General features: G+C 39.0%; 19 protein-coding genes, 1 tRNA gene, 2 pseudogenes and 1 other annotated feature. Of the genes and pseudogenes, 8 read left to right on the top strand and 14 right to left on the bottom strand.

Annotated elements, in window-relative coordinates; genetic code table 11:
- Together ACKPEB_RS09300 and thrC are read right to left on the bottom strand one after the other, a co-directional pair.
- Positions 1 to 265 (bottom strand): annotated as a pseudogene (locus tag ACKPEB_RS09300) (calcium-binding protein); the annotation flags it as partial.
- A 242-nt stretch (positions 266 to 507) separates the two neighbouring features.
- Complete coding sequence (gene thrC, locus ACKPEB_RS09295) at positions 508 to 1,599, bottom strand: threonine synthase (RefSeq protein WP_408964589.1); 1,092 nt, start codon at positions 1,597 to 1,599, stop codon at positions 508 to 510.
- A 279-nt stretch (positions 1,600 to 1,878) separates the two neighbouring features.
- Between thrC and ACKPEB_RS09290 the strand changes: the two genes are divergently transcribed.
- Together ACKPEB_RS09290 and ACKPEB_RS09285 are read left to right on the top strand one after the other, a co-directional pair.
- Entirely contained in the window at positions 1,879 to 2,118 is a 240-nt protein-coding gene (locus tag ACKPEB_RS09290; protein ID WP_408964588.1) for a hypothetical protein, read from the top strand.
- Positions 2,119 to 2,422: 304 nt separating this feature from the next.
- Positions 2,423 to 3,469 (top strand): fatty acid desaturase, encoded by a 1,047-nt coding sequence (locus tag ACKPEB_RS09285; protein WP_408964590.1) that lies wholly within the window; start codon positions 2,423 to 2,425, stop codon positions 3,467 to 3,469.
- A 382-nt stretch (positions 3,470 to 3,851) separates the two neighbouring features.
- On the opposite strand, the gene ACKPEB_RS09280 is transcribed toward ACKPEB_RS09285, so the two are convergent.
- The gene (locus tag ACKPEB_RS09280; protein ID WP_408964587.1) at positions 3,852 to 4,286 is read right to left on the bottom strand and encodes an META domain-containing protein; all 435 of its coding nucleotides are present in this window, start codon (positions 4,284 to 4,286) and stop codon (positions 3,852 to 3,854) included.
- 2 nt (positions 4,287 to 4,288) lie between these two features.
- Positions 4,289 to 5,965 carry an ABC transporter substrate-binding protein gene (locus tag ACKPEB_RS09275; RefSeq protein ID WP_408964586.1) on the bottom strand — a complete coding sequence of 559 codons (1,677 nt, stop codon included), beginning with the start codon at positions 5,963 to 5,965 and terminating at the stop codon, positions 4,289 to 4,291.
- Between the two features lie 623 nt (positions 5,966 to 6,588).
- On the opposite strand from ACKPEB_RS09275, the gene ACKPEB_RS09270 reads away from it, so the two are divergent.
- The 5 genes and pseudogenes from ACKPEB_RS09270 (at position 6,589) to ACKPEB_RS09250 (ending at position 16,099) form a co-directional block, all read left to right on the top strand.
- Entirely contained in the window at positions 6,589 to 9,942 is a 3,354-nt protein-coding gene (locus ACKPEB_RS09270) for an ATP-binding protein (protein WP_408964585.1), read from the top strand.
- A 56-nt stretch (positions 9,943 to 9,998) separates the two neighbouring features.
- Positions 9,999 to 10,151 (top strand): annotated as a pseudogene (locus ACKPEB_RS09265) (alpha/beta hydrolase); the annotation flags it as partial.
- Positions 10,152 to 10,304: 153 nt separating this feature from the next.
- Positions 10,305 to 11,951, top strand: a complete 1,647-nt coding sequence (locus ACKPEB_RS09260; protein WP_408964584.1) for an alpha/beta hydrolase — start codon at positions 10,305 to 10,307, stop codon at positions 11,949 to 11,951.
- Positions 11,952 to 12,092: 141 nt separating this feature from the next.
- Positions 12,093 to 13,709 (top strand): alpha/beta hydrolase, encoded by a 1,617-nt coding sequence (locus ACKPEB_RS09255; protein ID WP_408964583.1) that lies wholly within the window; start codon positions 12,093 to 12,095, stop codon positions 13,707 to 13,709.
- A 473-nt stretch (positions 13,710 to 14,182) separates the two neighbouring features.
- Positions 14,183 to 16,099: a prolyl oligopeptidase family serine peptidase gene (locus ACKPEB_RS09250; RefSeq protein WP_408964581.1), complete on the top strand. Its 1,917-nt coding sequence runs from the start codon at positions 14,183 to 14,185 to the stop codon at positions 16,097 to 16,099.
- Positions 16,100 to 16,234: 135 nt separating this feature from the next.
- Here the strand turns inward: ACKPEB_RS09250 and rplL are convergent, their stop codons facing one another.
- From rplL to rplS, 9 genes are all read right to left on the bottom strand, one after another.
- A complete protein-coding gene (gene rplL, locus ACKPEB_RS09245) occupies positions 16,235 to 16,630 on the bottom strand; it encodes a 50S ribosomal protein L7/L12 (protein ID WP_408964580.1) in 396 nt (131 codons plus the stop codon).
- Between the two features lie 67 nt (positions 16,631 to 16,697).
- Positions 16,698 to 17,240 carry a 50S ribosomal protein L10 gene (gene rplJ, locus ACKPEB_RS09240; RefSeq protein WP_408964579.1) on the bottom strand — a complete coding sequence of 181 codons (543 nt, stop codon included), beginning with the start codon at positions 17,238 to 17,240 and terminating at the stop codon, positions 16,698 to 16,700.
- Entirely contained in the window at positions 17,225 to 17,353 is a 129-nt protein-coding gene (locus ACKPEB_RS09235) for a hypothetical protein (RefSeq protein WP_408964578.1), read from the bottom strand. Before ACKPEB_RS09235 ends, rplJ begins: the two co-directional genes overlap by 16 nt.
- Positions 17,346 to 17,535 (bottom strand) — a sequence feature (ribosomal protein L10 leader region). Its footprint overlaps the gene before it by 8 nt.
- 108 nt (positions 17,536 to 17,643) lie before the next feature.
- A complete protein-coding gene (gene rplA / locus ACKPEB_RS09230; RefSeq protein WP_408964577.1) occupies positions 17,644 to 18,360 on the bottom strand; it encodes a 50S ribosomal protein L1 in 717 nt (238 codons plus the stop codon).
- Between the two features lie 111 nt (positions 18,361 to 18,471).
- Positions 18,472 to 18,897, bottom strand: a complete 426-nt coding sequence (gene rplK / locus ACKPEB_RS09225) for a 50S ribosomal protein L11 (protein WP_408964576.1) — start codon at positions 18,895 to 18,897, stop codon at positions 18,472 to 18,474.
- 9 nt (positions 18,898 to 18,906) lie between these two features.
- Positions 18,907 to 19,581, bottom strand: coding sequence for a transcription termination/antitermination protein NusG (nusG, locus tag ACKPEB_RS09220; protein WP_408964575.1), 675 nt, complete (start codon positions 19,579 to 19,581; stop codon positions 18,907 to 18,909).
- Positions 19,578 to 19,808, bottom strand: a complete 231-nt coding sequence (gene secE / locus ACKPEB_RS09215; protein ID WP_072720097.1) for a preprotein translocase subunit SecE — start codon at positions 19,806 to 19,808, stop codon at positions 19,578 to 19,580. Before secE ends, nusG begins: the two co-directional genes overlap by 4 nt.
- A gap of 180 nt (positions 19,809 to 19,988) precedes the next feature.
- Positions 19,989 to 20,061: transfer RNA gene (locus ACKPEB_RS09210), tRNA-Trp, on the bottom strand.
- Positions 20,062 to 20,174: 113 nt separating this feature from the next.
- Positions 20,175 to 20,561 (bottom strand): 50S ribosomal protein L19, encoded by a 387-nt coding sequence (rplS, locus tag ACKPEB_RS09205; RefSeq protein WP_408964574.1) that lies wholly within the window; start codon positions 20,559 to 20,561, stop codon positions 20,175 to 20,177.
- Positions 20,562 to 20,716: 155 nt separating this feature from the next.
- On the opposite strand from rplS, the gene ACKPEB_RS09200 reads away from it, so the two are divergent.
- Complete coding sequence (locus tag ACKPEB_RS09200; protein WP_408964573.1) at positions 20,717 to 21,985, top strand: inorganic phosphate transporter; 1,269 nt, start codon at positions 20,717 to 20,719, stop codon at positions 21,983 to 21,985.
- Positions 21,986 to 22,116: 131 nt separating this feature from the next.
- Here ACKPEB_RS09200 and ACKPEB_RS09195 read toward each other — a convergent pair.
- Positions 22,117 to 23,340, bottom strand: a 1,224-nt coding sequence (locus tag ACKPEB_RS09195) for an RNA-guided endonuclease InsQ/TnpB family protein (protein WP_408964572.1), incomplete at its 5' end; no start/stop codon positions are given.

Here is a 23,340-nt window from a genome sequence, read left to right as displayed (position 1 = left end):
CAGGTACAGGAAGTTGGTCTAAAAGATGGCAATCTTGAGTCGTACAAATAACAATATCAAGATTGTTAGCGAGGGGTTGATTTACAGGAACAGCGAATCGCTGATGAATATTAATAATGCTTTGGCATTTACTAAAGACTTGATGTAAAGTCGTTAGACTTTGGCTTAACGCCGTCAAACGTGGCTGAGGATTTGAGGACTGAGAATCATATAGACCTTTGGGTTGAGGTTTAAAGAAGTGAGCAATTGTAATTAAAATTTTCATTGTTTCCTTCACTTTTTTAAATAGAATAACCTATGATATCTTCTAAATTATCAAAGTATTATAAGAATTCCTAGTGTATAGAAGAATAGCCGAACTGCGAGAACTGTTAAGAATCCTGTCTGAGAAAATTGATTCGTTAAATAAAGAATCTCCCGCCAAGCTATAGTTTGGCGGGAGATTGTCAACAATGAAAGTATAAAACACTGAGTAGAGACGTTGAATGCAACCCCTCTATAAACCCATTAAAACCCCATAACTTTTGCAACGGCTTCCATTTCAGGTTCAATTCCGGCTTTGAATGTATTGTTGCTGTGGGTAATAGCTGTATCGGGATCTTTTAATCCATTTCCGGTTAACACACAAACGATTTTAATTCCTTCTGGAACCTGATCTTTCACTTTCAATAATCCTGCTACGGATGCGGCACTAGCTGGTTCACAGAAAATCCCTTCTCCAGACGCTAATAAGCGATAAGCCTCCAGAATTTCTGCATCGGTAACGGCGTTAAAACTTCCTTGACTGGCATCTTTGGCAGCGATGGCAAGGTTCCAACTGGCTGGATTTCCAATGCGGATGGCCGTTGCTAAGGTTTCCGGGTGTTCAACGGGTTGACCTGATACTAACGGGGCGGCACCTGCGGCTTGAAATCCCATCATTTGGGGTAAACGAGAACACTTACCAACGGAATGATATTGACAAAATCCCATCCAGTAGGCGCTAATATTGCCAGCATTTCCGACGGGAATACATAACCAGTCGGGGGCATCTCCTAACGCATCTACCACTTCAAAGGCTGCGGTTTTTTGACCTTCTAAACGATAGGGGTTAACGGAATTAACTAACGTAATCGGGTAATGTTCGGCCATCTCCCGCACAATATTGAGGGCTCGATCAAAATTGCCCTTAATGGCTAAGACTTCTGCCCCATATAATAAGGCTTGGGCTAATTTCCCTAACGCCACATAGCCATCGGGAATTAAGACAAAGGCTTTCATTCCGGCCCGACGGGCATAGGCTGCTGCTGCTGCTGAAGTATTTCCGGTACTGGCACAGATCACGGCTTTGCTCCCTTCCTCTTTGGCTTTGGAAATCGCCATTGTCATGCCTCGGTCTTTGAAGCTGCCTGTGGGGTTGAGTCCGTCATATTTCACATAGACCTGTACCTGTTTGCCAATTCGTTCTGCAATGGTTGGGACAGGAATTAAAGGCGTGTTGCCTTCTTGTAGGGTGACAACGGGTGTTGATTCAGAAACAGGTAAATAGTTGCGGTAGGCTTCAATCAGACCGGGCCAGCACTTTAATGAGGACTGGGTTGTAGGCAAAGTCAACGTCATCTCGGTAGTAGTTAATGAAGGAAAAATAATCCGTTTAAGGATTGACAAACTAACAAAATTATGATAAAGAATAACCGCTTAACGGTTTAAATCTATAAACTGTATCAGTTGACAGGATTGGCCGTTAGGTGTATTCCTTATTTAGTTTACCTTCTCGTTTACATTCCGTGAAAAAACAAACTAATTTTGATGTTTTTTTCAATGGGGGTAAACCTTGGAGGTAGAATATAGTTAAGATTTGTTGAGCTAAACATTTTTTAGATGTCAAATCAACTGCTGATGTCCAATCCTTCATCTCCTGCATCTTGTCCTCCTACCTTAGATGCTCCTACACCAAGCCGGACTTCCGCTTGTGTGATCTCTAAGCCCCTGGCCATTGATGCGATGAAAAATCTGTACAGCGCTGATCAGCAAGTGAAGTTTCTGCATTTGCACGCTGAAGTTGAAACCTTGCTCTTGGAATTACAAACCATCAAGCAACAACGCCAAGAAGCAATATCAGCCCCACAGACTCGTTGAGTCGTTGTCTAACTTCAATTTCCCCTCCTCATGATCACTCGCTGGGTTTGACAAAAATTGTTAAACACCTAAGTTTTTCATGCACTGTGTCCAGCCTAAATGGGTTAAATTCCTCTGAACAGGATTTTTATGATTCATCTCTAGGGATGAAAAATGCCTGCTGTTTTAGTGCAGGTGTGATTTTTCATGAGCAATTGGGGGATTTTTGACTCGGCTAACTGAAAATTTTGGACAAAAAATTCAGCCATTTCTTAGCATTACCCTAGCCTTTCGTGCTGAGGGATTTAAAAGTTTACAAGATTCTATGACCTTATCACCCGTTCAACCTGAAACCTTAGCATCTTCTGCTAATTCCACATCAAATCTACGTTTAACAGACATTATAAAGACTCTACCTCGTGAAGTCTTTGTCAAAGATCCCAAAAAAGCTTGGTTGACCGTTTTTATTAATGTTCTTCTCGTTGTTACTGGCTATTTTGCCATTGCTTATTCTCCTTGGTTTCTTTTACCTCTGGCTTGGATTTTTACCGGGACAGCTTTAACAGGATTTTTCGTTATTGGTCATGACTGCGGACATCGTTCTTTTTCTGACCGAATTTGGATTAATGATTTAGTCGGTCATTTAGCTTTTCTTCCCTTAATTTATCCGTTCCACAGTTGGCGTTTAGGACATAATCATCATCACAAGCATACCAATAAATTAACGGAAGATAATGCTTGGGAACCCTGGACAATTGAAAATTATGAAGCTTCTCCTCAAATTGTAAAAGTTGCTTATAAATTAACACGAGGACGACTGTGGTGGTTAGCTTCGATTTTGCATTGGGCAATTTTACATTTTGATTGGCGTAAATTTGAAGGGAAAGGACGGGAACAAGTTAAATTTTCTTCTTTATTTGTGATAGGATGTGCAGCGATCGCATTTCCGACATTAATCATAACAATCGGTGTTTGGGGTTTTGTCAAGTTCTGGTTAATGCCTTGGTTGGTGTATCATTTCTGGATGAGTACCTTCACTCTTGTTCACCACACCGCACCCGATATTCAATTTAAAGAACCCCAAGACTGGAATGAAGCATTAGCTCAATTATCGGGAACTGTTCATTGTAATTATCCTGCTTGGGTTGAGTTTTTCTGTCATGATATTAATGTTCACGTCCCTCATCATATTTCCACTGGAATTCCTTCCTATAATTTACGGAAAGCTTATCAAAGTATTAAAGACAATTGGGGTGAATATCTCTATCCTGAATCTAATTTTTCTTGGGCATTAATGACTCAAATTGTGGATCAATGCCATTTATATGATCCTGATAATGCTTATCTTTCTTTTAAAGAATATAAGCGTTAATTAAAATCAACTTTGAATTGATATTTCAAACCCTTAGCCAAATAGCTGAGGGTTTTTTAATTGTAGTTAGGCTTCAGCCCTATGAGTCCTCAACGACTCACGACTTTTGAATAGACCCAGGATTTTAACTGCTAAATCCCTCTTCCCAAAAAAAACTTTAAACTGAGTTATCCGTATTGATTTCTCATTTTAAAGTAATATAAAATATTGCAAAATCTGTAGTTACATCGATCCTACAAATTAATAACCCTAAACCCCTGTAGAGACGTTGCATGCAATGTCTCTACAGGGAACGGATGGGTAGCAAATATTTAAAGGCTTCATATAAAAAGTAGTGAGTCCTTCATACCTCTAAATAGAGTTCTAAAAAACTTACTACGGTTTATTCGGGTTGATTCGGTGTAAATATCATGACTCCAGATTCTTGCTCAGTTTTATAGGTAATTTGCAATTGACCTTCGGAATTAATCTGAAAATTTTGACTTCTTTCTAAAGCTGAGAGAAATTGATCTTCTTGCTTCATAATATCTTCGGGACAAGCCATTTGAGTTCTCCCTGCTACACCAAATTTTAATTGATCATCCTCCAGGGTGTAGGAGGCAAAATAACGGTTACAACCGGATGAACCACTAATTTGATCTTCTTGAAATTGTAAGGTTATTTCCGTATCTTTTAATAAGGTTTGGGGGGATTTTTCCTCACCCCAGGAAAGTAATTTCCAATCGGTTCCACTGAGAGAATTAGCAGCCATAGATGGGTTGAGAATAGACATCATAGACAAACCAATAATGGACAGGGATAAAAGTTGTTTTTTCATGGTTATGAGTTTGAGTTTTTAATTGTCCAGAAAGGAATTTGTTGAGTCAGTTGTAACCGAATATTCTCAATGCCGTTTTTAGCAAAAACAAAGGTTTTATCTTGCCACAGGGGAATATAGGGAACATCTTCCGCTAAGAGTTTTTGAATTTCTTCAAAAATGGCTTTGCGAGCTTGGGGATTTTGTTCTTGACGTTCTTTTGCGATCAATTGATTCATGCGATCGCTATAATAAAAAGAACCTTGATATTGACTAGAGCCTTTTTCGCATCCCGTTTCTGCTGAACCTTTGCTACACTCTAAAAACGGTTGAATATAGTTATCGGAATCGAGAAAATCTGCATACCAATCTAAAACGAAAGTTGGGTAAATTCCCTCTTCTAAATATTTAAAGGCTGTGGTAGATTCAACACTATTGAGTTGTAAATCGAGTAACCCTCCTAAATCGCGTTCTGCTAAAGCTTTTAAGGTTAATCCTAAAAATCCTTTATTCGATGAATTAGAGGCATACCAAACCTCAACGGTTGCTGGATTTTCTGGGGTATATCCAGCTTGATTTAAGAGTTGTTTGGCTTTTTCAAGATTTCCATCACCATATTGTACATTAAAACTGGGTTGATAATCACTAAAGGTTGTAGGAATTAAACTATATAGGTTTTCTCCTTGATTTTGTAACACCCGTTCATTAATCACGGAACGATTAATTAAAGCGGCAATAGCTTGTCTAACTTCTTTCTGATTTAACGGTTCTGATTTAACGTTAAGCATGAGATAACTAATGGTGTTACCATTGGCTGCGATCAGTTGCCAATTGCCTTTTTCTGCTCCTTGTTTTAAATTGGAAATTTGGTCTGGGTTTAAGGATAAATAGGCGATATCAATTGCACCACTGCGAAAGGCATTAAATAAGTTAGAAGAGCTAGAAAAGCGTTGAATATCAATTCCAGTATTAGCTGGCTTTTCTCCCCAATAGTTTTCAAAAGCATCTAAACGGATGACATCAATCCCTAAAGATTGTAATTTATAGGGCCCAGTTCCAACAAATTCATTGGGTTTAAATTTGCCTTCTCCGATTTCATAAAATTGGGGAGAAACTGCTGCTAATCCAGAAAAGGCTAATAAAGAAGTAAAGGCAGAAAAGGGTTGTTTTAATTTGATGGTTAATTCATAGTCTCCTGTGGCTTGAACCGTATCAACAGTATCTGCTAATAAGGAGGAAGGAGAACCTGCATTTTGAATAAATCGTTGAATGGAAAATTCCATCGCGGCGGCGTTAAAGGGGGTGCCATCATGAAAGGTAACGCCTTCTCGCAGGGGGATGGTATAAGTTAATCCATCGGGACTAATGGTGGGTAAAGCGGTGGCTAATTTAGGAATTAATTGATTGGTTCCTAGTTCATAATCATAAAGGCGATCGCCTAAATTATATAGCATATTTCCTGACATTAATTCATAAGCATCTGCGGGGTCAAGGGTGCGAAGTTTTAACGTTGTTCCGATCGTAATTCGGCCGTTATTGGAGTAAGAAGAAGGAGAAATATTACGGGTTTTATCGGGACTACAACTAATAATAATTAAACAACAGAAGCAGAATAAACTAATCCATTGGATTAAAAATTTTCGGGACAAAGGATGCAAATTTTTAACTTTATTCCACAGAGTTATCTTAAGTTCCGCCATTGCTAAAACTATTCAAAATTAATGTTGAATTAGAATTATAGCATTTCAGGAATATTAAATCAAATTTATGAGATTAATTATAGAATTTTTTGAAGTAAAATTTATAACTTTGGGGCTGGAATGTCAATCTGCTTGTTTTTGCTTTCCGGTTTTTTCTCTTCTGAAGTGAGAAATCAAGTTTGGAGTGATAATTCTTCGGGATAGCGGGTGGTAGGAGAGAGAACATTTTATACCTCAGAGCAACTGTCCAGACTGGTTTGGCAAAAAAGGAAAGGAAAAATCAAAAAAATTGCTGAGGTTCAATATTTTATGAAAATTCTCCAAAAGAAGGGAGAGAAACTTTTAATTTCTTTAAGCTTGTTTAGGAAATCGTTAAATTCTGGAAATTTTAACCCTGATCTATCACAATAGAAATATTAATAGATCCCAAATGGGATGATAACCGTTGACTCTCTAAGATTGATAGGAGTCAAAGGGAATCAGGATCAATCTTTGATTGCTGGAATTGCTATCACCCCTGAAGGCACAATGAACACAAACACACGCAGGAAAAGTTAATTCTATTCCTGTAGAGACTTGACGCTTTAAATAGATGATGATCTCATCTGGAGGATTTATTTTTTATGTCTCCCCAAGCTGACCTCCAAACCTTTATTGAGGTGGTTCCGGTTTGTCGCCATGATGCTCCCCTCGAAGCATTGCGGTTGATTTTTTCTCAGGGTAACTGTGAACAAGTTGTGATTGTCAATTTTGAACATCATCCTTTAGGAATAATTTCTTTGCATCGGTTTCTTCCCTATCTGTTGAATACTCCTCAAACCCCCTCCTCAGAGCTTCAAACACCCCCCCGACTCAATGAATTTTTATCAGTGATTATCGAACCCATGATCACGGTTCCATCTGATTTAAGCTGGGATGAATTTTGGCAATCTTTACAAGCTCAAAGTTCCCATCTGCTACCGGAAAGTTTGTCTCCCCAACCAGTGTCTCTCGCTTTAATTGATAAAACCGGAGCGTTTATCGGATTAATTAATAGTTTTCAAGTGTTACGATATTTAGCAGAATATCCTCAACAGTTTACCCAAGTTCAACAACCTAGACCTTCCCCTAATTTAAAGTTAAATTCAGAATCTCAGCAACGGTTCAATCGATTAGCGCAAGAAAAATTAACTGTTTCTAATCGCTTAATTCAGTTTTTAGATGAACTGCCTATCCCCTTAATGATTCAAAATAATGAGGGTACAGTCATTAGTCAAAATTTAGCATGGCGATCGCTCATTGGTCGAGGATCAGAAGTTTTGCAGGAAGTCGCTGAATCTGTAACTCGTTGGTCAGAAACCCGTAGCAAGTTTTCTTCTGAGGAAAAATACTCTATGTCCTCCTTACAATCCTCAAATGATTCTGGATTTTTAACGCAGGGTTTAACACATCTTTCTCCCTCTTTAACTCCAAATACGGCTGCATTACAAATGCCAAGTTGGTGTCAGCTAGGAAGTCAACCGGATACTTATATTTGTATTTGTCCGATCTCCCACAATCAAGAACGAGTTTGGCAATTTACTCGCCAACATTTAAACCCTGAATGGGAGATGACATTATGTTTAGGAAAGGAGAACCAAGATCTTTGGTTAGTCTTAGCTCAAGACATTACAGAACAGCATCGAGTGGCTCAAGAACTGACGGCAAAAAATAGCGATTTAATTCAACTGAACCGACTTAAAGATGAGTTTATGGCTTGTATTAGTCATGAGCTAAAAACCCCTTTAACTGCGGTTTTAGGTTTATCAAGTTTATTAAAAGATCAAGCGTTAGGAGAATTGAACGAAAAACAAGCTCGTTATGCTCAACTTATTCATAAAAGTGGGCGACATTTGATGTTAGTGGTGAACGATATTTTAGATTTAACTCGAATTGAAACTGGACAATTAGAGTTAGTTCCAGAAACCTTACAAATTCAGGCAGTTTGTGAACGAGCTTTTGAAATGACTCTGCAACAATACCAAAGTCAAGATAAATCTGATATTAAACAGCAAGCAGAAGTTTTAGAACAACTTAAACGTCGATTCACCCTAGAAATTAAACCCGGTTTAGAAACTTTAATTGCCGATGAATTACGATTGCGGCAAATGTTAGTTAATTTATTATGTAATGCCCTCAAATTTACCCCAGATGGTAGCGATTTTGGTTTACAAGTTAGTCGTTGGGAAAATTGGATTGCTTTCACAGTTTGGGATAAAGGAATTGGTATTTCCGATGACAAACAACATCTGATTTTTCAAAAATTTCAACAACTTGAAAGTCCCCTAACTCGTAAATTTGAAGGAACCGGATTAGGATTAGTTTTAACCCAACGGTTAGCTAGACTTCATGGAGGAGATGTCAGCTTTATTTCTAAACCCAATAAAGGCAGCCAATTTACCTTATTATTACCTCCAAGTCCCCCCCGATTTAATTGGAAATTAGGAAATCATTTTTCCCAATCAAAAACTAATTTTTCTGCTTCTCTTGGGTCTCCAACACCTCAACAATCTCGTTTAGTGTTAGTGGTTGAAACAGTTCCTCGTTTTATTCAAACCCTCAATGATCAACTCACCCATTTAGGGTATCGAGTCGTGATTGCCCGTTCTGGAACTGAAGCCGTGGAAAAAGCTCGTCACCTACAACCTAGAATTATTTTCCTGAATCCGTTAATTCCTTTATTATCCGGTTGGGATGTTTTAACCCTATTAAAAACCGATGTAAAAACCCATAAAATTCCGATTATTGTTACAGCAACTTTAGGGGATAAACAACAAGCAACGGTCAATCATTGTGATGGGTTTCTCAATCTCCCAGTTCAAAAATATGAATTGGAAAATTTACTAGGAGAATTGCTTCCAGAGAATTCATCTTCCGTGCCTCAACCGTTAATTATTCTCTGGTTAAGTTTATCTGAAAATAAACACAACTTAACCTCAAAAGAAACCCTAGACCAGCACAACTCCATTTATCATTCAAGCTTATTTTTATCTCAATTTTCCCATTGTCGAATTTTAGAAGCAGATGATGTGAATCAAGCGGCTCTGATTGCTCGAATTTGGCAGCCCAATGTGATCGTATTAGAACGAGATCATTCTGTTCAAAATCCCTTACCTTTACTCACAGAAATTAGTCAAAAAGAAAGTTTAGCCCATTTAGCTATTGTTACTTTAGATCCCGTCACCACCCAAGTTGCAAATCAAGTTAAAAACTTATCAATTTTTCCTTGTTTAGCTAATCCTTCTGAGGATAGTATGAATCTTCAAAGCTTTTCACTGGCTTTGAGTTCAGCATTATTAGAAGTGATTCAAATTGCAACCCGCTTGAGTTGGAAACCGAGCATTTTAGTGGTCGATTCTTCGGTTTTACCAAAACAGCAATTCGATCCCTCCTTAGAAGGGAATAGTCCTTCTGTACCTACTTCATTAAACTCAACTTTAACTTCCTTATCAGACCATCTTAAATCTTCCCCTTCTATTAAACGTTCTAGGAACAATACTGACCCTCGTGATCCTATCAATAATGCTAATTTTAAAATTGAGCAAGCCTTAGTTCAATATATTGAGCTTGCAGGATTTCGCAGCATTATGGGGAAAGATTGGGAAGAAATTCTTCAGAAAATTCAATGTAAAAGTTTGGATTTAATGTTAATTTGTTGTCATGAAAGTTCCTTTGGTTATCTCGTTGAAGCTTTATCCATTTTAGAACAAATGAAAGCTAAAATTCCGATCTTAATTTTAGCACAAAATTCAGTCAAAATTAAAGGTAAATCTATTGATAAAAAAAGAAAGCCTAAGTCTTCATTCTCAGTTGAATTCAAAGATAATGCTTTGGATTTAATAACAGTTAATTTACAACAATTTACCTCTAGTTTTCCTCTAAAAGTATTACCTTTTAATCTATCGGTTGAGTCTATTTTAGAAGAAATTAAAACTTTATTAACTCAGGTGCAATCTTAAAGGTTAATTTGCTTCTGAATTTGGTAAAATTATAATGAACCGTATTCAGGAATCAACATCAATTAGACCCAGTGATGGTTTCTCAATTTTTAAACTCTCCTAGAGGAAGATTATTTTTGCATAAACTTGGAGATATTATTCAATCTGAAACTTCTTGGCATTTTGATGTCTATATTGATCAAGATTCAAGCTATCAACCTTATTTATAAGCGATCTATGCTCAAACTATTAGTAAACTCACTGATCCCTTAAGCCTTGTACATTCTCTCTCTTTAGATCAATTTTTTCAAGCCGTCAAACAAGTTGAAACGCTCTTGGATTGGCATCCTAATTAATCCTAACATTAAAAGGAACAAAAAACAATGAAGTGGTTTTCCTCATTTGTTTTAACAACTGCGTCTATTTTATTAACAATACGACCCACAATTGCCGCAGAATTTATTATTGTTCCCTTGGGTAAAACAACAATTTCTATATCCCTAGATTCCTTAGAACGCTATGGTAATCTCGGTGAAATTAACCCTCAAGAACCCTTAGCAACTTATCTGGAATTACTAAACCCTGAACAACGCCAAAGTTTAAGAACTCTTTTACAAACCCGTTACACCCTTCCCGATATTTCGATTCAACAATTTGTTAATTCTCCCTTACTGATGACATTTTTAACTCATGTTGGAACAATTATTAAAACTCAGTCGGAAGAAAATGGAGCCGATGCAATTCGTACCAGTTTAATTCAAGTCGGTGATGCACCAAATGGGTTTACTATATTAGAGATTATGCGTCAGTTTCCGAGTCCAGAAATTCGTTTAAATGTTGAACGAACTTTAGCCACATTAACCAAGGTTTTTGCCTTGATTCGACAAACTCAAGCCGTTACCCATTCTTTAGAAGCGTTATCAAAAGTAGAAGCTCAAAAAGCACCCATGACTAATTTTAGTAAACTCCCTGATTTACGCCAATTAGGAAAATTTAATCTTGGAATAAAACAAACAATAACCGTTAATTATTCTCAGAAAAATCGTCAATTTCAAGCTGATATTTATCGTCCAGAAGCCAATTCTTCTGTGCTCCAAAATTCGAGTCAATTATCCTATCCTGTTATTGTCATTTCTCATGGATTAGCTTCTAATCGTTCACGCTTTGAACCCTTAGCTAAACATCTCACTTCCTACGGTTTTGTTGTTGTTGTTCCTCAACATCCAGGGAGTGACTATCAACAGTTTCAATCCTTACTGAAGGGGGAAGCAAAAGATTTATTTGAACCTGAAGAATTTGTAGAGCGACCGAGGGATATTACCGAATTACTCAATCATTTAGAAACACTGAATACCACTGAATTTAATCAGCAATTAAATTTACAAAATGTTGGTGTTATTGGTCATTCACTAGGAGGATATACCGCCTTAACTTTAGCAGGAGCAACCCTCAATTTTACTCAACTTAAAAGCGACTGTCAGCAATTGGATATTCCCTTAAACCCTTCTCTATTTCTTCAGTGTCGCGCCTTAGAACTTCCCCAGGAGAATTATTCGCTACAAGATCCTAGAGTTAAAGCTATTTTTATCTTAAATCCGGTTAATAGTAGTCTTTTAGGTCAATCGGGTTTAAGTCGTATTAAAATTCCTGTTTTTATCACCGCCAGTACAGATGATTTTTTAGCTCCTGCGTTGTTAGAACAGTTAAATGCTTTCACATGGTTAACCACCCCAGATAAATATTTGGTTTTACAAAATCATGCGACCCATTTTTATGATATTACTTCAGAAAACGCATCAGAACTATTAGGGAATTCGGCTGTTATTGTCCCAACATCAGAAACTACTCGAACCTATATTAAAGCTTTAAGTACAGCTTTTTTTAAAACTTATCTTAACCAAGATTCTCAATATAAATCTTATCTTCATGCAGCTTATACTCAAACCATTAGTGATCCGGTTTATCCCATCAGCTTAATTCAATCATTAACCCCTAACCAATTAAAAAATGCTATTAATCAAGAAAATTAAAATCAATTCAGGTATTTACAAAGATTCAGAATTAATGCTAATCTAACAAAATTAATCCTAAACTTGTATTTTATGTTAAAAAATATTAACAAACTTCAAATGAATTCTTGTTATAACAATCACTCCAGTCTGAGATCTATATTGACTAAATTGCTTCAATTGTGCTTAGGAATAGGATCAGGATTAATTGCTACAACCCATTCCGCTCTCGCTGCTGAAACTATCGCACTTCGATATAACATTAGTACAGCGTTTATTTCAGTTCAAGACCTAGAAACCTTTGCAAAAACGGGAGATGTTTCCCCAATTTTATCAATTTATGGAAAAGTTTTAAACGTTGAAGATGCTGAAAAATTACGTCAACTTTTACTGACTCCTATGACTGCTAGTCCTTGGAGTATTCAACAATTTAATAATAGTTCAATGGGCATGAATATCTTAACTCGCTTTGGGAATTTTATTCAAACTGATAATGGTGAAAATGGTGTAACCGCTCTCAAAACTGCGATTAATCAAGCCTCTAAACTTCCAGGGGGTTTAACATTACTCGGCGTTTTACAAAAATTTCCGGGTGAAACCTTACAATTTGATATTAATTTTGCTGTCGATGTGATTCGAGATTTCTCTCAAGTGATTTATGAAGATCAATCCATCATTAATTGGATTAACCAACAAGCGAAAACAAAAACTGATAATCCTGCCATTAATAACCAACCGATTCAGTTAAAAGAAGCAGGTACAATTCAATGGAAAAAAGAAACCTTTACCTATCAACATTCTCAACTCAATACCACTTCCCCCGTTGATGTTTATATCCCCCAAATTTCTACTCCTACCCCCGTTATTGTGATTTCTCATGGTTTAGGTTCAGACCGAACAACCTTTACCTATTTAGCAGAACATTTAGCTTCTCACGGCTATTTTGTAGCGGTTCCTGAACATTTAGAAACCAGCGCCAATGGGTTAGCTAATTTCTTGGCTGGGAATGCTCCTCCTCCTGGCCCAGAAGTTTTTATTCATCGTCCCTTAGATATTACTACTGTCCTTAATCTTTTAGAAGAAAAGCAAAAAAAATCTGAATTTCCCGCACCTTTATTATTGAATAATGTTGGAGTATTAGGTCAATCCTATGGCGGTTATACAGCTTTAGCAGTCGGAGGTGCGGGATTTAATATTAGTAAAATTAATCAAGAATGTGAACAATCAAAAAACCGACAACTGACGTTAAATATTTCGATATTATTGCAATGTCAAGCCAGTTCTGTTGCTAATAAAGGCTACAATCTCAGAGATGAACGAGTTCAAGCTATTATTGCCATTAATCCCATTACCAGTGTTGTTTTTGGTCAAGAAGGGATGAGTCAAATCGAAATTCCGGTTTTAATGATTGGCGGTAGTGATGATTATATTGCTCCCGCAGTTCCTGAACAAATTTATCCCTTTTCTTGGTTAACCAATCCTAATAAATACTTGATATTATTGGGTCAAGGAACCCATTTTTCCTTCTTAGAACCTGGAGAAAAATCTGTACTTCCCGTTCCCCCTGAACTGATTGGCCCTGAACCAGAATTAGCTTTTCCTTATTTAAAAGCTATTAGTTTAGTCTTTTTTAATGCTTATATTCGCAATCAAACTGAATATTTACCTTATTTGAATGCTGGGTATATCCAAAGACAAGAAACCTCTCCTTTTAGTTTAAGTATTGTTAATTCTTTGACCCAAGATGAGATTAAATCCGCCATTAGTCAACGTCGCTAATTGATAAATATTCATTCTGGCGGAACATCATCCACTTTTAGGAATCGGTAGATCAAATTGTGCATTGACTTCTTTAAGTCCTTGATGTCCAAAGGCTTGAAAAAACTTGATCAGGACTTACGCACAAGGGGTTAAAAAACCCAGTTTCTCATTGAGGCTCAGAGCGACAAGCTTGATTTTGGGTTCAGAAACCGGGTTTTTGCGTAAATCCTGTTGATTAAAAACTCAGGTGAATCCTGCCTTTCTCTCCCTTCTGTAATATGCTGTTTACAAAAATTAATAAATTTATAAATACTTTCACGAGTTGCTGCCATAATTGCTACTCCTGAGCGACCAATATCTCAATTGAACAAAATAATAATAGCTTATCAAATAACTTTATTATTCTTAAGCTTCTTAACCTTTATTTTCTTTATATTCCCCATTTCCTGCTATACAATTTTTAATATTACCCAAAACGAAATGATTGAAAAATGAGTAAAAAAAACGCATCCTATGGCTCTTGGAAATCTCCCATCACCACAGATTTAATCGTAGAAGGAACCGTTGGACTCGGTGGCTTAAATTGGGATGGAGATGATATTTATTGGGTGGAAGGACGACCCTCAGAAGGAGGACGCAGCGTTATTGTTCGTTTAACTCCTGATACACAATTAAATGATGTCACACCTCAACCTTTTAACGCCAGAACTCGTGTTCATGAATATGGGGGAGGTTCCTATCTGGTTCATCAAGGAAATATTTATTTCTCGAATTTTGTTGATCAACGACTTTATCAACAGAAAATTCAAGGGAAAAATACACCCTATGAAATTACTCCAGAACCCTTAACCCCGGAAGGTAAATATCGTTATGCAGATGGGATCATTGATGCTCAAAATCAACGGTTAATTTGTGTTCGAGAAGATCATACTCAAGGAGGAGAACCTGTTAATACCATTGTCAGTATTAATCTTAATAACGGTGAGGATATTCGAGTATTAACTGAAGGAAATGATTTTTATGCTTTCCCCCGTTTAAGTCCCGATGGAACAAAATTATCTTGGATTTCTTGGAACCATCCAAATATGCCTTGGGATGGTACAGAATTATGGGTTGCTGATGTTAATTCTGAAGGTTCTTTAGGAGACAAAATATTAATTGGAGGAGGAACAGAAGAATCGATTTTTCAACCGCAATGGTCACCCGATGGCATATTATATTTTGTCAGCGATCGCTCGAATTGGTGGAACTTATATCGCTATACTGGAAAAGTAGAACCCTTATATCCCATTGCTGCTGAATTGGGTTTACCCCTTTGGGTCTTTGGAATGTCAACCTATGGGTTTAGTTCCGCCGAAAAGATTATTTGCACCTACAACAAAAATGGAAACTCCTATCTAGGTAGTTTAGATACAAAGACCCTAAAATTACAAGAGATTGACACTCCCTACACTAGCATTGATTGCTTAAAAATTTCAAGAAATCAAGTGTTATTTATCGGTAGTTCTCCCACTCAAAACAGTGCCATTGTACAACTAAATTTAGACACTGGAGAGCAACAAGTCTTACGAAATTCTAGCCAAATTGTACTGGATCAAGGCTATTTATCCGTTCCTCAAACGATAGAATTTCCCACAGAAAATAGTAAAACCGCTTATGGATTTTACTATCCCCCTCAGAACAAAGATTATCAAGCACCTGACGGGGAAAAACCGCCTTTAATTGTTAAAAGTCATGGGGGGCCAACGGCTGCAACCTCTAGCAGTTTAAGCTTAAAAAATCAATATTGGACAAGTCGCGGCTTTGCGGTTTTAGATGTGAATTATGGAGGAAGTACCGGCTATGGACGAGAGTATCGTCAACGCTTAAATAAAAATTGGGGAATTGTGGATGTCGAGGATTGTTGTAATGGAGCAAAATACCTCGCTGAAAAAGGTTTAGTCGATGGAAATCGAATGGCAATTACGGGAGGAAGTGCAGGGGGTTACACCACGTTATGCGCTTTAACTTTTAAGGATATTTTCAAAGCAGGTGCCAGTTATTATGGTGTTAGTGATTTAGAGGCATTAGCAACAGATACCCATAAATTTGAATCTCGTTATTTAGATCGATTAATTGGTGCTTATCCTGAAGAAAAAGCACTTTATCAACAGCGTTCTCCCATTCATCATGTTGAACAATTATCCTGTCCAGTGATTTTCTTTCAAGGATCAGAAGATAAAATTGTTCCTCCCAACCAAGCAGAAATGATGGTTACTGCCTTAAAAGCAAAAGGCGTGACCGTAGATTATGTTTTGTTTGAAGCAGAGCAACACGGCTTCAGGAAAGCTGAAAATATTAAACGTGCTATTGAGGAGGAATTTAATTTTTATGCCAAAGTCTTCGATTTTAAACCCGCAAAATCTTAATAGGGAATAGGGAATAGTAAGAGATAAAAAGGCGTAGTGCTATATAACTCCTAAATTTCATCAAAAAAACCTGATTTCTGAACTAGAAATCAGGTTAAAAACCAACTAAAAAACTAAAATTAAGCGACGTTAAAATTATTTAACAGAAACTTTAGCGCCAGCTTCTTCCAATTTTTTCTTCGTAGCTTCAGCGTCATCTTTGTTGGTACCTTCTTTAACGGGTTTGGGCACGGCTTCCACTAAATCTTTAGCTTCTTTCAAGCCTAAACCGGTCAGTTCACGCACAACTTTCAGAATCGCAATTTTCTTATCAGCCGGGAATTCTTCGAGAATGACATCAAATTCAGTTTTCTCTTCAACTTCTTCTGCTGGGGCTGCACCACCAGCACCAGGAGCCGCCATCATGAAGCCACCCACAGGAGCCGCTGCGCTCACACCGAAGGCTTCTTCAATTTGTTTGACTAATTCAGAAGCTTCTAATAGGGTTAAGGTTTTTAACTGTTCCAGAATTTGATCAGTAGTTGCAGACATTCGTTAAACTCCTAGACAATGTAACGGTTTGTAGTCAAGACTCGTTGCTAAAGCACCATAGAAACAACTATGCAGCTTCGTCGGTAGAGTCATCTTTTTCGGCATAAGCTTTAAGCGCACGCGCCAAAGACCCTGGAACTTCGTTGATGCCAACGGCCAGTTTGGTCGCAACACCATTGATAGCACCTGCAATTTGAGCCATGAGTTGCTCTTTGGAGGGTAAATCTCCTAATGCTTTAACGTCACTTTCACTCAGCAGCTTACCTTCCATCACGCCACCGCGAACTTCCGTTTTCTTAGAAGCTTTTTGGAAGGCTTGGTAGGCTTTAATGGCACTGCCAATATCTTCTTTGACTAATAAAAAGGCATTAGAACCCTTCAGCAACTCATTCAAAGGCTGCCAATTGCTTTGACCCTCAATCGCAATTCGCATTAAGGTGTTTTTCGTCACCTTGCAAACACTACCGGAGGGACGAAGCTGTTGCCGCAAATTGGTGATTTCTGCAACGGACAAGCCGCTGTAGTCAATCACAATTGCCAGTTGCGAATCTTTGAGCGTTTCCTTCAGTTCGGCAACAATCTCTTGTTTATTTTCTAGGGTTCTTCCCATTCTTGTGGAACCTCCGTGTAACATTGCAGTTGCTTTTCACCCGTTGAACGTGAGAATTTTACCTGCAATGGTTGACTTCTTCCCAGTAATTCAGCAGAGCGCGATTTTGCCATATAAAAACCTCGGTTTTTTCACCGAGGTCAAGACTTAAAACTTAAACATTCAGGATAAATACAAACAGATCTCAATGAGTCTGTTAACTTCCTCTGTAATGGTTTAGCTTTAAACTCGTTTAACCTCGGCAGGAAATTAAGCCTTTTGCCCCTGCTGTCTACGGTGAGTAAGCCGTTTATTGTTTTAAATACGCAATTTCTAATTATTGCATATTTTTTTGAATTTGTCAATAGTAGGGAGAAACTAAAAAGGCAACCAGTCTAAGCACCTTTTACACCCCCCCACCGGATTAAGCCGCATCAACAATTTTCAGTTCTCGCAGCGCCGTAATATCGACTTCAATGGATGGCCCCATGGTGGCAGCAATAAACACACTGCGCCAGTAACGGCCTTTAGCCCCAGAAGGACGGTTGCGGTCAATACATTCTTGCAGCGCCGATAAGTTCACCAATAAATCTTGGGCGGAAAATGCCGCTTTTCCAAACATCACGTGAACGATCCCGGTACGATCCGCCCGGAATTCTAACTTTCCGGCTTTGAATTCTGCGATCGCTTGAGCTACATCCATCGTGACTGTACCTCCTTTCGGAGATGGCATTAAGCCTTTAGGCCCTAATAACCGCCCCAACTTTGCCACTTGAGGCATCATATCCGGTGTGGCAATTAAGCAATCAAAATCCAGCATTCCTTTCTGGATATCATTAATTAAATCTTCCGATCCCACAATATCAGCCCCAGCACCTTGCGCTTCGGTGACTTTTTCACCTTTGGCTAATACCGCCACCCGCACCACTTGACCCGTTCCTTTGGGTAAGCTGACGGTTGTCCGCAATTGTTGATCCGTATATTTAGGGTCAATCCCTAACCGAATATGAGCTTCGGCTGCTTCAGGAAACTTAGCTGTAGCGGTTTCCTTTAACAGATTAATTGCTTCTAATGGCTCATAAGGTCGCTCTTCAACCTTCTTTCTCAGTTCTTGTAATCGACGAGATACTTTTTTTGTCATTCTATACTTCTGGGGTCGTTAACGAAGTTCAACTTCTCCCCCATTCAAGGGTTAACTTAAATTGGCTCAACGGGTTTCCATTGTTGCCTTTAATCCTGATCTGAAGTTGCCTTAATCAACGATGGTGACACCCATATTCCGGGCTGTCCCAGCTACAATTTTCATTGCAGCATCTACATCATAGGCATTGAGATCGGGCATTTTCGTTTCGGCAATTTCCCGTAATTGAGCTTGGGTAATTTTGCCAACTTTTTTGCGGTTGGGTTCTCCCGAACCCCGTTCAATTCCTGCGGCTTTGCGAATTAACACCGAAGCAGGAGGGGTTTTGAGAATAAATGTAAAACTCCGGTCTTCAAAAACCGAAATTTCCACCGGAACTACAAGACCTACTTTATCTGCGGTTTTGGCGTTATATTCTTTGCAGAACGCCATAATATTCACCCCGTGTTGACCCAGCGCAGGGCCAATAGGGGGTGCAGGGTTGGCTTTGCCCGCAGTAATTGCCAACTTAATAACTGCTACAACTTTTTTTGCCATTCCTTAGCCTTAGCCTTGTTTTTCAACCTGAGTAAACTCTAATTCCACTGGGGTATCTCGTCCGAAAATCGACAATAACGCTTTGAGCTTACTGCGTTCTGGACTGACTTCAATCACATCCCCTTCAAAGTCTTTAAACGGCCCTGAAAGGACAATGATATGATCCCCAATTGCCATTGCTGCCTTGACAATGGGTTCTTGTTGTTGCGCTTGTCTGAAGATGCGATCCACTTCGGCATGGCTTAATGGTAGAGGTTTGACGTGACCTCGACCCCGCCCTGAATGCCGTTTTTGTTCCGCCCCAACGAAGTTAATCACGTGCGGAGTGTTCTTGACAACCTGCCAAGCTTCATCATCAATTTCCCAGCGATTGAGCTCGTTATTCCATTTCAGTCTCATCTGGATGAGAACATAACCTGGAAACACTTTCTCTTCACCATGTTGACGACTGCCATCTTTCCGCAGTTTAATCATTGGGGTGTGGGGGATTTCCACCTTCAAAATCCGATCCGCAACATCCAAGGTTTGTACCCGTTGTTCCAGGTTCGCTTTGACTCGTTTTTCACAGCCAGAAGCTACCTGAACAGCATACCAACGACGTTCTCCAGGGGAAAACTCCTGGGAATCCTCGTCTGTATCTGCCATGAGGTCTGAATGTTGTGATTCGTCTGATGTAAAAGTCATCCGAAGATTTGCCCCGACGCCCAACGAAAGAAGTTGTCTGCTAAATAGATCAAGCTAGCCGAGAGAGTGACCATCAACAATACGCCCGCCGACTCACTCAACAGTTGCTGTCGGCTCGGCCAGACTACTTTGTCTAATTCCTCTTTCGTTTCTTTGAGGAACGTAGAAGCGTTAAAGCCAGAAGTTGTTTCTTGACCTCCAACTTCTTCTTTCTTGTTGACCACCATGAACTCCCCTTGCGATCTTACGGTATCTGATCCTGATCTTAGCTGAAAGAGGGTCACACATCCGCCCAAACTTTTTAAACTATCACACTGAATTCCTCAACACAATGTTCCGCTCTGTTGCTTTTCGGAACAATGCCCAGACGAAAGCAAATCTTACGTCTGGGCATTGGAGGTATCCAGCGCGCCCTGGAGGACTCGAACCCCCGACATCAGGTTTTGGAGACCTGCGTTCTACCAACTGAACTAAGAGCGCATAGCGGAGTGGCTGATCTTTTACCTTATCTAGCTTAACACAACTTGCAGACTTTAGTTAAAAAATTTTCCGAAAATCTTGAGGGGAATTCGAGATCGCCCATCTCAACCCCATTACAGGCTGCGATCAAACCGTTGTTTAACACGAGTGGCTTTACCCACGCGATCGCGGAGATAGAACAGTTTCGCCCGACGAACTTTCCCACGACGCAGCACTTTAATACTCGCAATTCTAGGAGAATGGATTAAGAAAACTCTCTCTACACCCACCCCTTGGAAAATCCGACGCACGGTGATCGTGGCGTTAATGCCGCCATGACGTTTGGCAATCACAATTCCTTCATAGGGCTGAATCCGTTCTTTACCCCCTTCTTGAATTTTGACTCCAACTTTCACCGTATCTCCAACATAAATTTCAGGAAGATCGGCTTTATTGAGTTGCTGCCGGAGGTTTTCAATTTCTTCCGTTTCAATAGTACGGATAATTTCTTCCGCCTTCATAATGATTTTCCAAAACTCACAAGCCCCTATTATAGATCAAAACGGATTGCAAAATCTATATCAAATCAGTGATCAGTCAGTGGAACAAGCATCTTGCCTGTATCTTCAGTGATCAGGGGCATTAACCGTCAACGCTAACGCTAACAGTCAACCTAATGGATTTAATTGTACCCATCATCCTGTTATCAGGGTTAGCCTTCTATGTCGCCTTTAATTTAGGGGCCAATGATGTGGCTAACTCCATGGGAACATCGGTCGGTTCCAAAGCACTGACCTTGAAACAAGCCATAATCATTGCCGGGATTTTAGAGTTTACCGGGGCGGTGTTGTTTGGAGAACGAGTCTCTAAAACCTTAGCTACGGCGATTGTTAATCCCGAAGTCTTTATCTCCAATTCCCAAGTCTTTGTGATTGGGATGATATCGGTGTTGATTTCCACCGGATTGTGGTTACAAATTGCCACCCGTCAAGGATTACCTGTCTCATCGTCCCATGCTGTGGTCGGAGCGATCGCCGGATTTAGTTTTATTGCAGCCGGAGCCAAAGCCGTAGACTGGCGTACCATTGGTATCATTTCTCTCACTTGGTTGGTTACGCCCTTGATTAGTGGCTTAATTGCAGCATTATTTTATACTTTGATTAGACATTGGATTTTAAACCAACCCAATCCTGATCATCAAATTCGAGAATGGATTCCTTGGTTGAGTAGTGCCTTAATCACCATTTTTGGGGTGATCGTTTTTCCAATTTTAAGTGCTCCATTGCAAAAGATCTTAAATCACTGGGGCTCGACGTTGCCTGTTCATGATATTCCTTTAGCGATTGGGGGAATTGCTGCGATGAGTTTAACTTGGATCAGTTGGCGACAATTAGACCAACAGCAAACCCATTCAGCATCAAAATTTGAAAAATTCCCAGGGATAGAAAAACAACTGGCTCAATTTCAGGTGATTAGTGCTTGTTTTGTCGCATTTGCTCATGGGTCAAACGATGTCGGGAATACGATTGCACCTTTAGCTGCAATTGTAGCGGTGCTGAAAACAGGTTCTATTCCTTTAGTTGATCTCGAAATTCCGACTTGGATTTTATTCTTAGGGGGGAGTGGCATTGTTACCGGATTAGCGATTTGGGGTAAAAATGTCATTAAAACCGTAGGAGAAAATATTATTGCTTTGGTTCCCAGTGAAGGGTTTTGTGCGGAATTAGCAACGGCAACAACAGTATTATTAGCGTCTCGTTTAGGACTTCCCGTTTCTACATCCCATGCGTTAGTCGGAGGGGTTGTGGGCATTGGATTGGTGGCAAATACCAAGTCCGTCCGCTTAGATACGGTGCGTTCTATTCTTTTAGCGTGGGTGATTACGGTTCCTACGGCTGCTGTTCTTAGTGCCATTCTGTTTAAACTCATAGAATGGATTTTATAACTCTCAAGTTATAAAATTTTTTAGCGATTCCATGAACTAAAGTTAATTAAGTTTGACTAAGTTTAGACAAGATTTTTAGAGCAGCAGTTAAGACTGGATTGACACTCCCCGCTCTGAAGAGACGGGGATTCTTAAGAGATTTTCACTCTTAAAGGCTGAGTCAAACAACCCCTACCCACTCCGGTAAAACCATTGTGGCTACTTTTCTTTCCAATATTGGCAGCACCATTACAATCAGCATTAATCAAATGTCCTTGTTGAGAACAATACAATCCACGTTTAACCCGTTTTCCAGAAAATTGATATTTCTGGGACGGGTCAGGATTGTAGACGGGAATATGATCACCATCCAAGAAACTTGCCTGACTGGTGTAAGATTCTTCCTGTTCCTGATATTTCAATCCATATCGTTCACACAAGTTTTTGAGTTTTTGTCTAAAACTCCAATGGGGAATTTGAAGAAAATTCTGATGATTTTTCGCTCCGATATTGATTTCTTGTTTAATACCGGGATTAACACCAACAATTACCGTTCCAATTTGATGTTTGATACACCAATTAATAATGTATCGAGCCGATTTGTTCAAATAATCTCTGACAAAATTGTTGCGATTGAGTGTCAATTTAGATTGACGTTTTGTGGTTACCTTGATTTTTTGTAGATCTTTGATACTCTGCAATCTTGCATTTTCCTTGTTAAACCATTGATTAATTGCTTTAAGTGGTTTGCCATCCAAAAGAAAGGATGCCCCAACGGTACTGACACAAGTAGCAAGATTATCAAGTCCTAAATCAATTGCAATAGCATGGTCAGGGTTAACATCTTGAGGTTCGGGTTCTGCTTCCACAACATATTCAATTTCAAAAAATCGAGCATTGTATTTGGGCAGAATTCGCACCTCTTTCAATATCTTCCCATTCAACCGTTCAGGAAAGGGAAGACGGATAGAACCGAATTCCTTTCTGAATGCGTTAGACATAGGGACTTCAAACCCTCCATTTTTTACCTTGATCCGTGGCATAATCAACGGAAAGTAACCTTCTTTTGGAAGGTATTTGGGCAAACGAATTGGCTCAAATCGATACAATCCTTGTTTTGCTGCTTTAATCAAGTTAAAAAAAGAACGGAACGAGCGATCTACCACTTTCAATGTTTGCTGTGCAATATCGGTATTGAGAAGTTTGTAATTCTCATTATCCTTGCATTGATGGTAATTCGATTCATATCTCAAGTATCTTTGTTCAGAAAAATAGAACTGTCTAACCGAGTAAAGCCCTACATTGTAAAGGTTTTTACTCAATCTACACAGTTCTCTCAAGGCAAGGAACTCTTGCTTACTGAGGTCACGAATTTG

The organism is Planktothrix sp., from assembly GCF_046067725.1.
GTDB lineage: Bacteria > Cyanobacteriota > Cyanobacteriia > Cyanobacteriales > Microcoleaceae > Planktothrix.
Note: the sequence above shows the minus strand (reverse complement) of the source record. Positions and strands in the feature narration are given on the sequence as shown.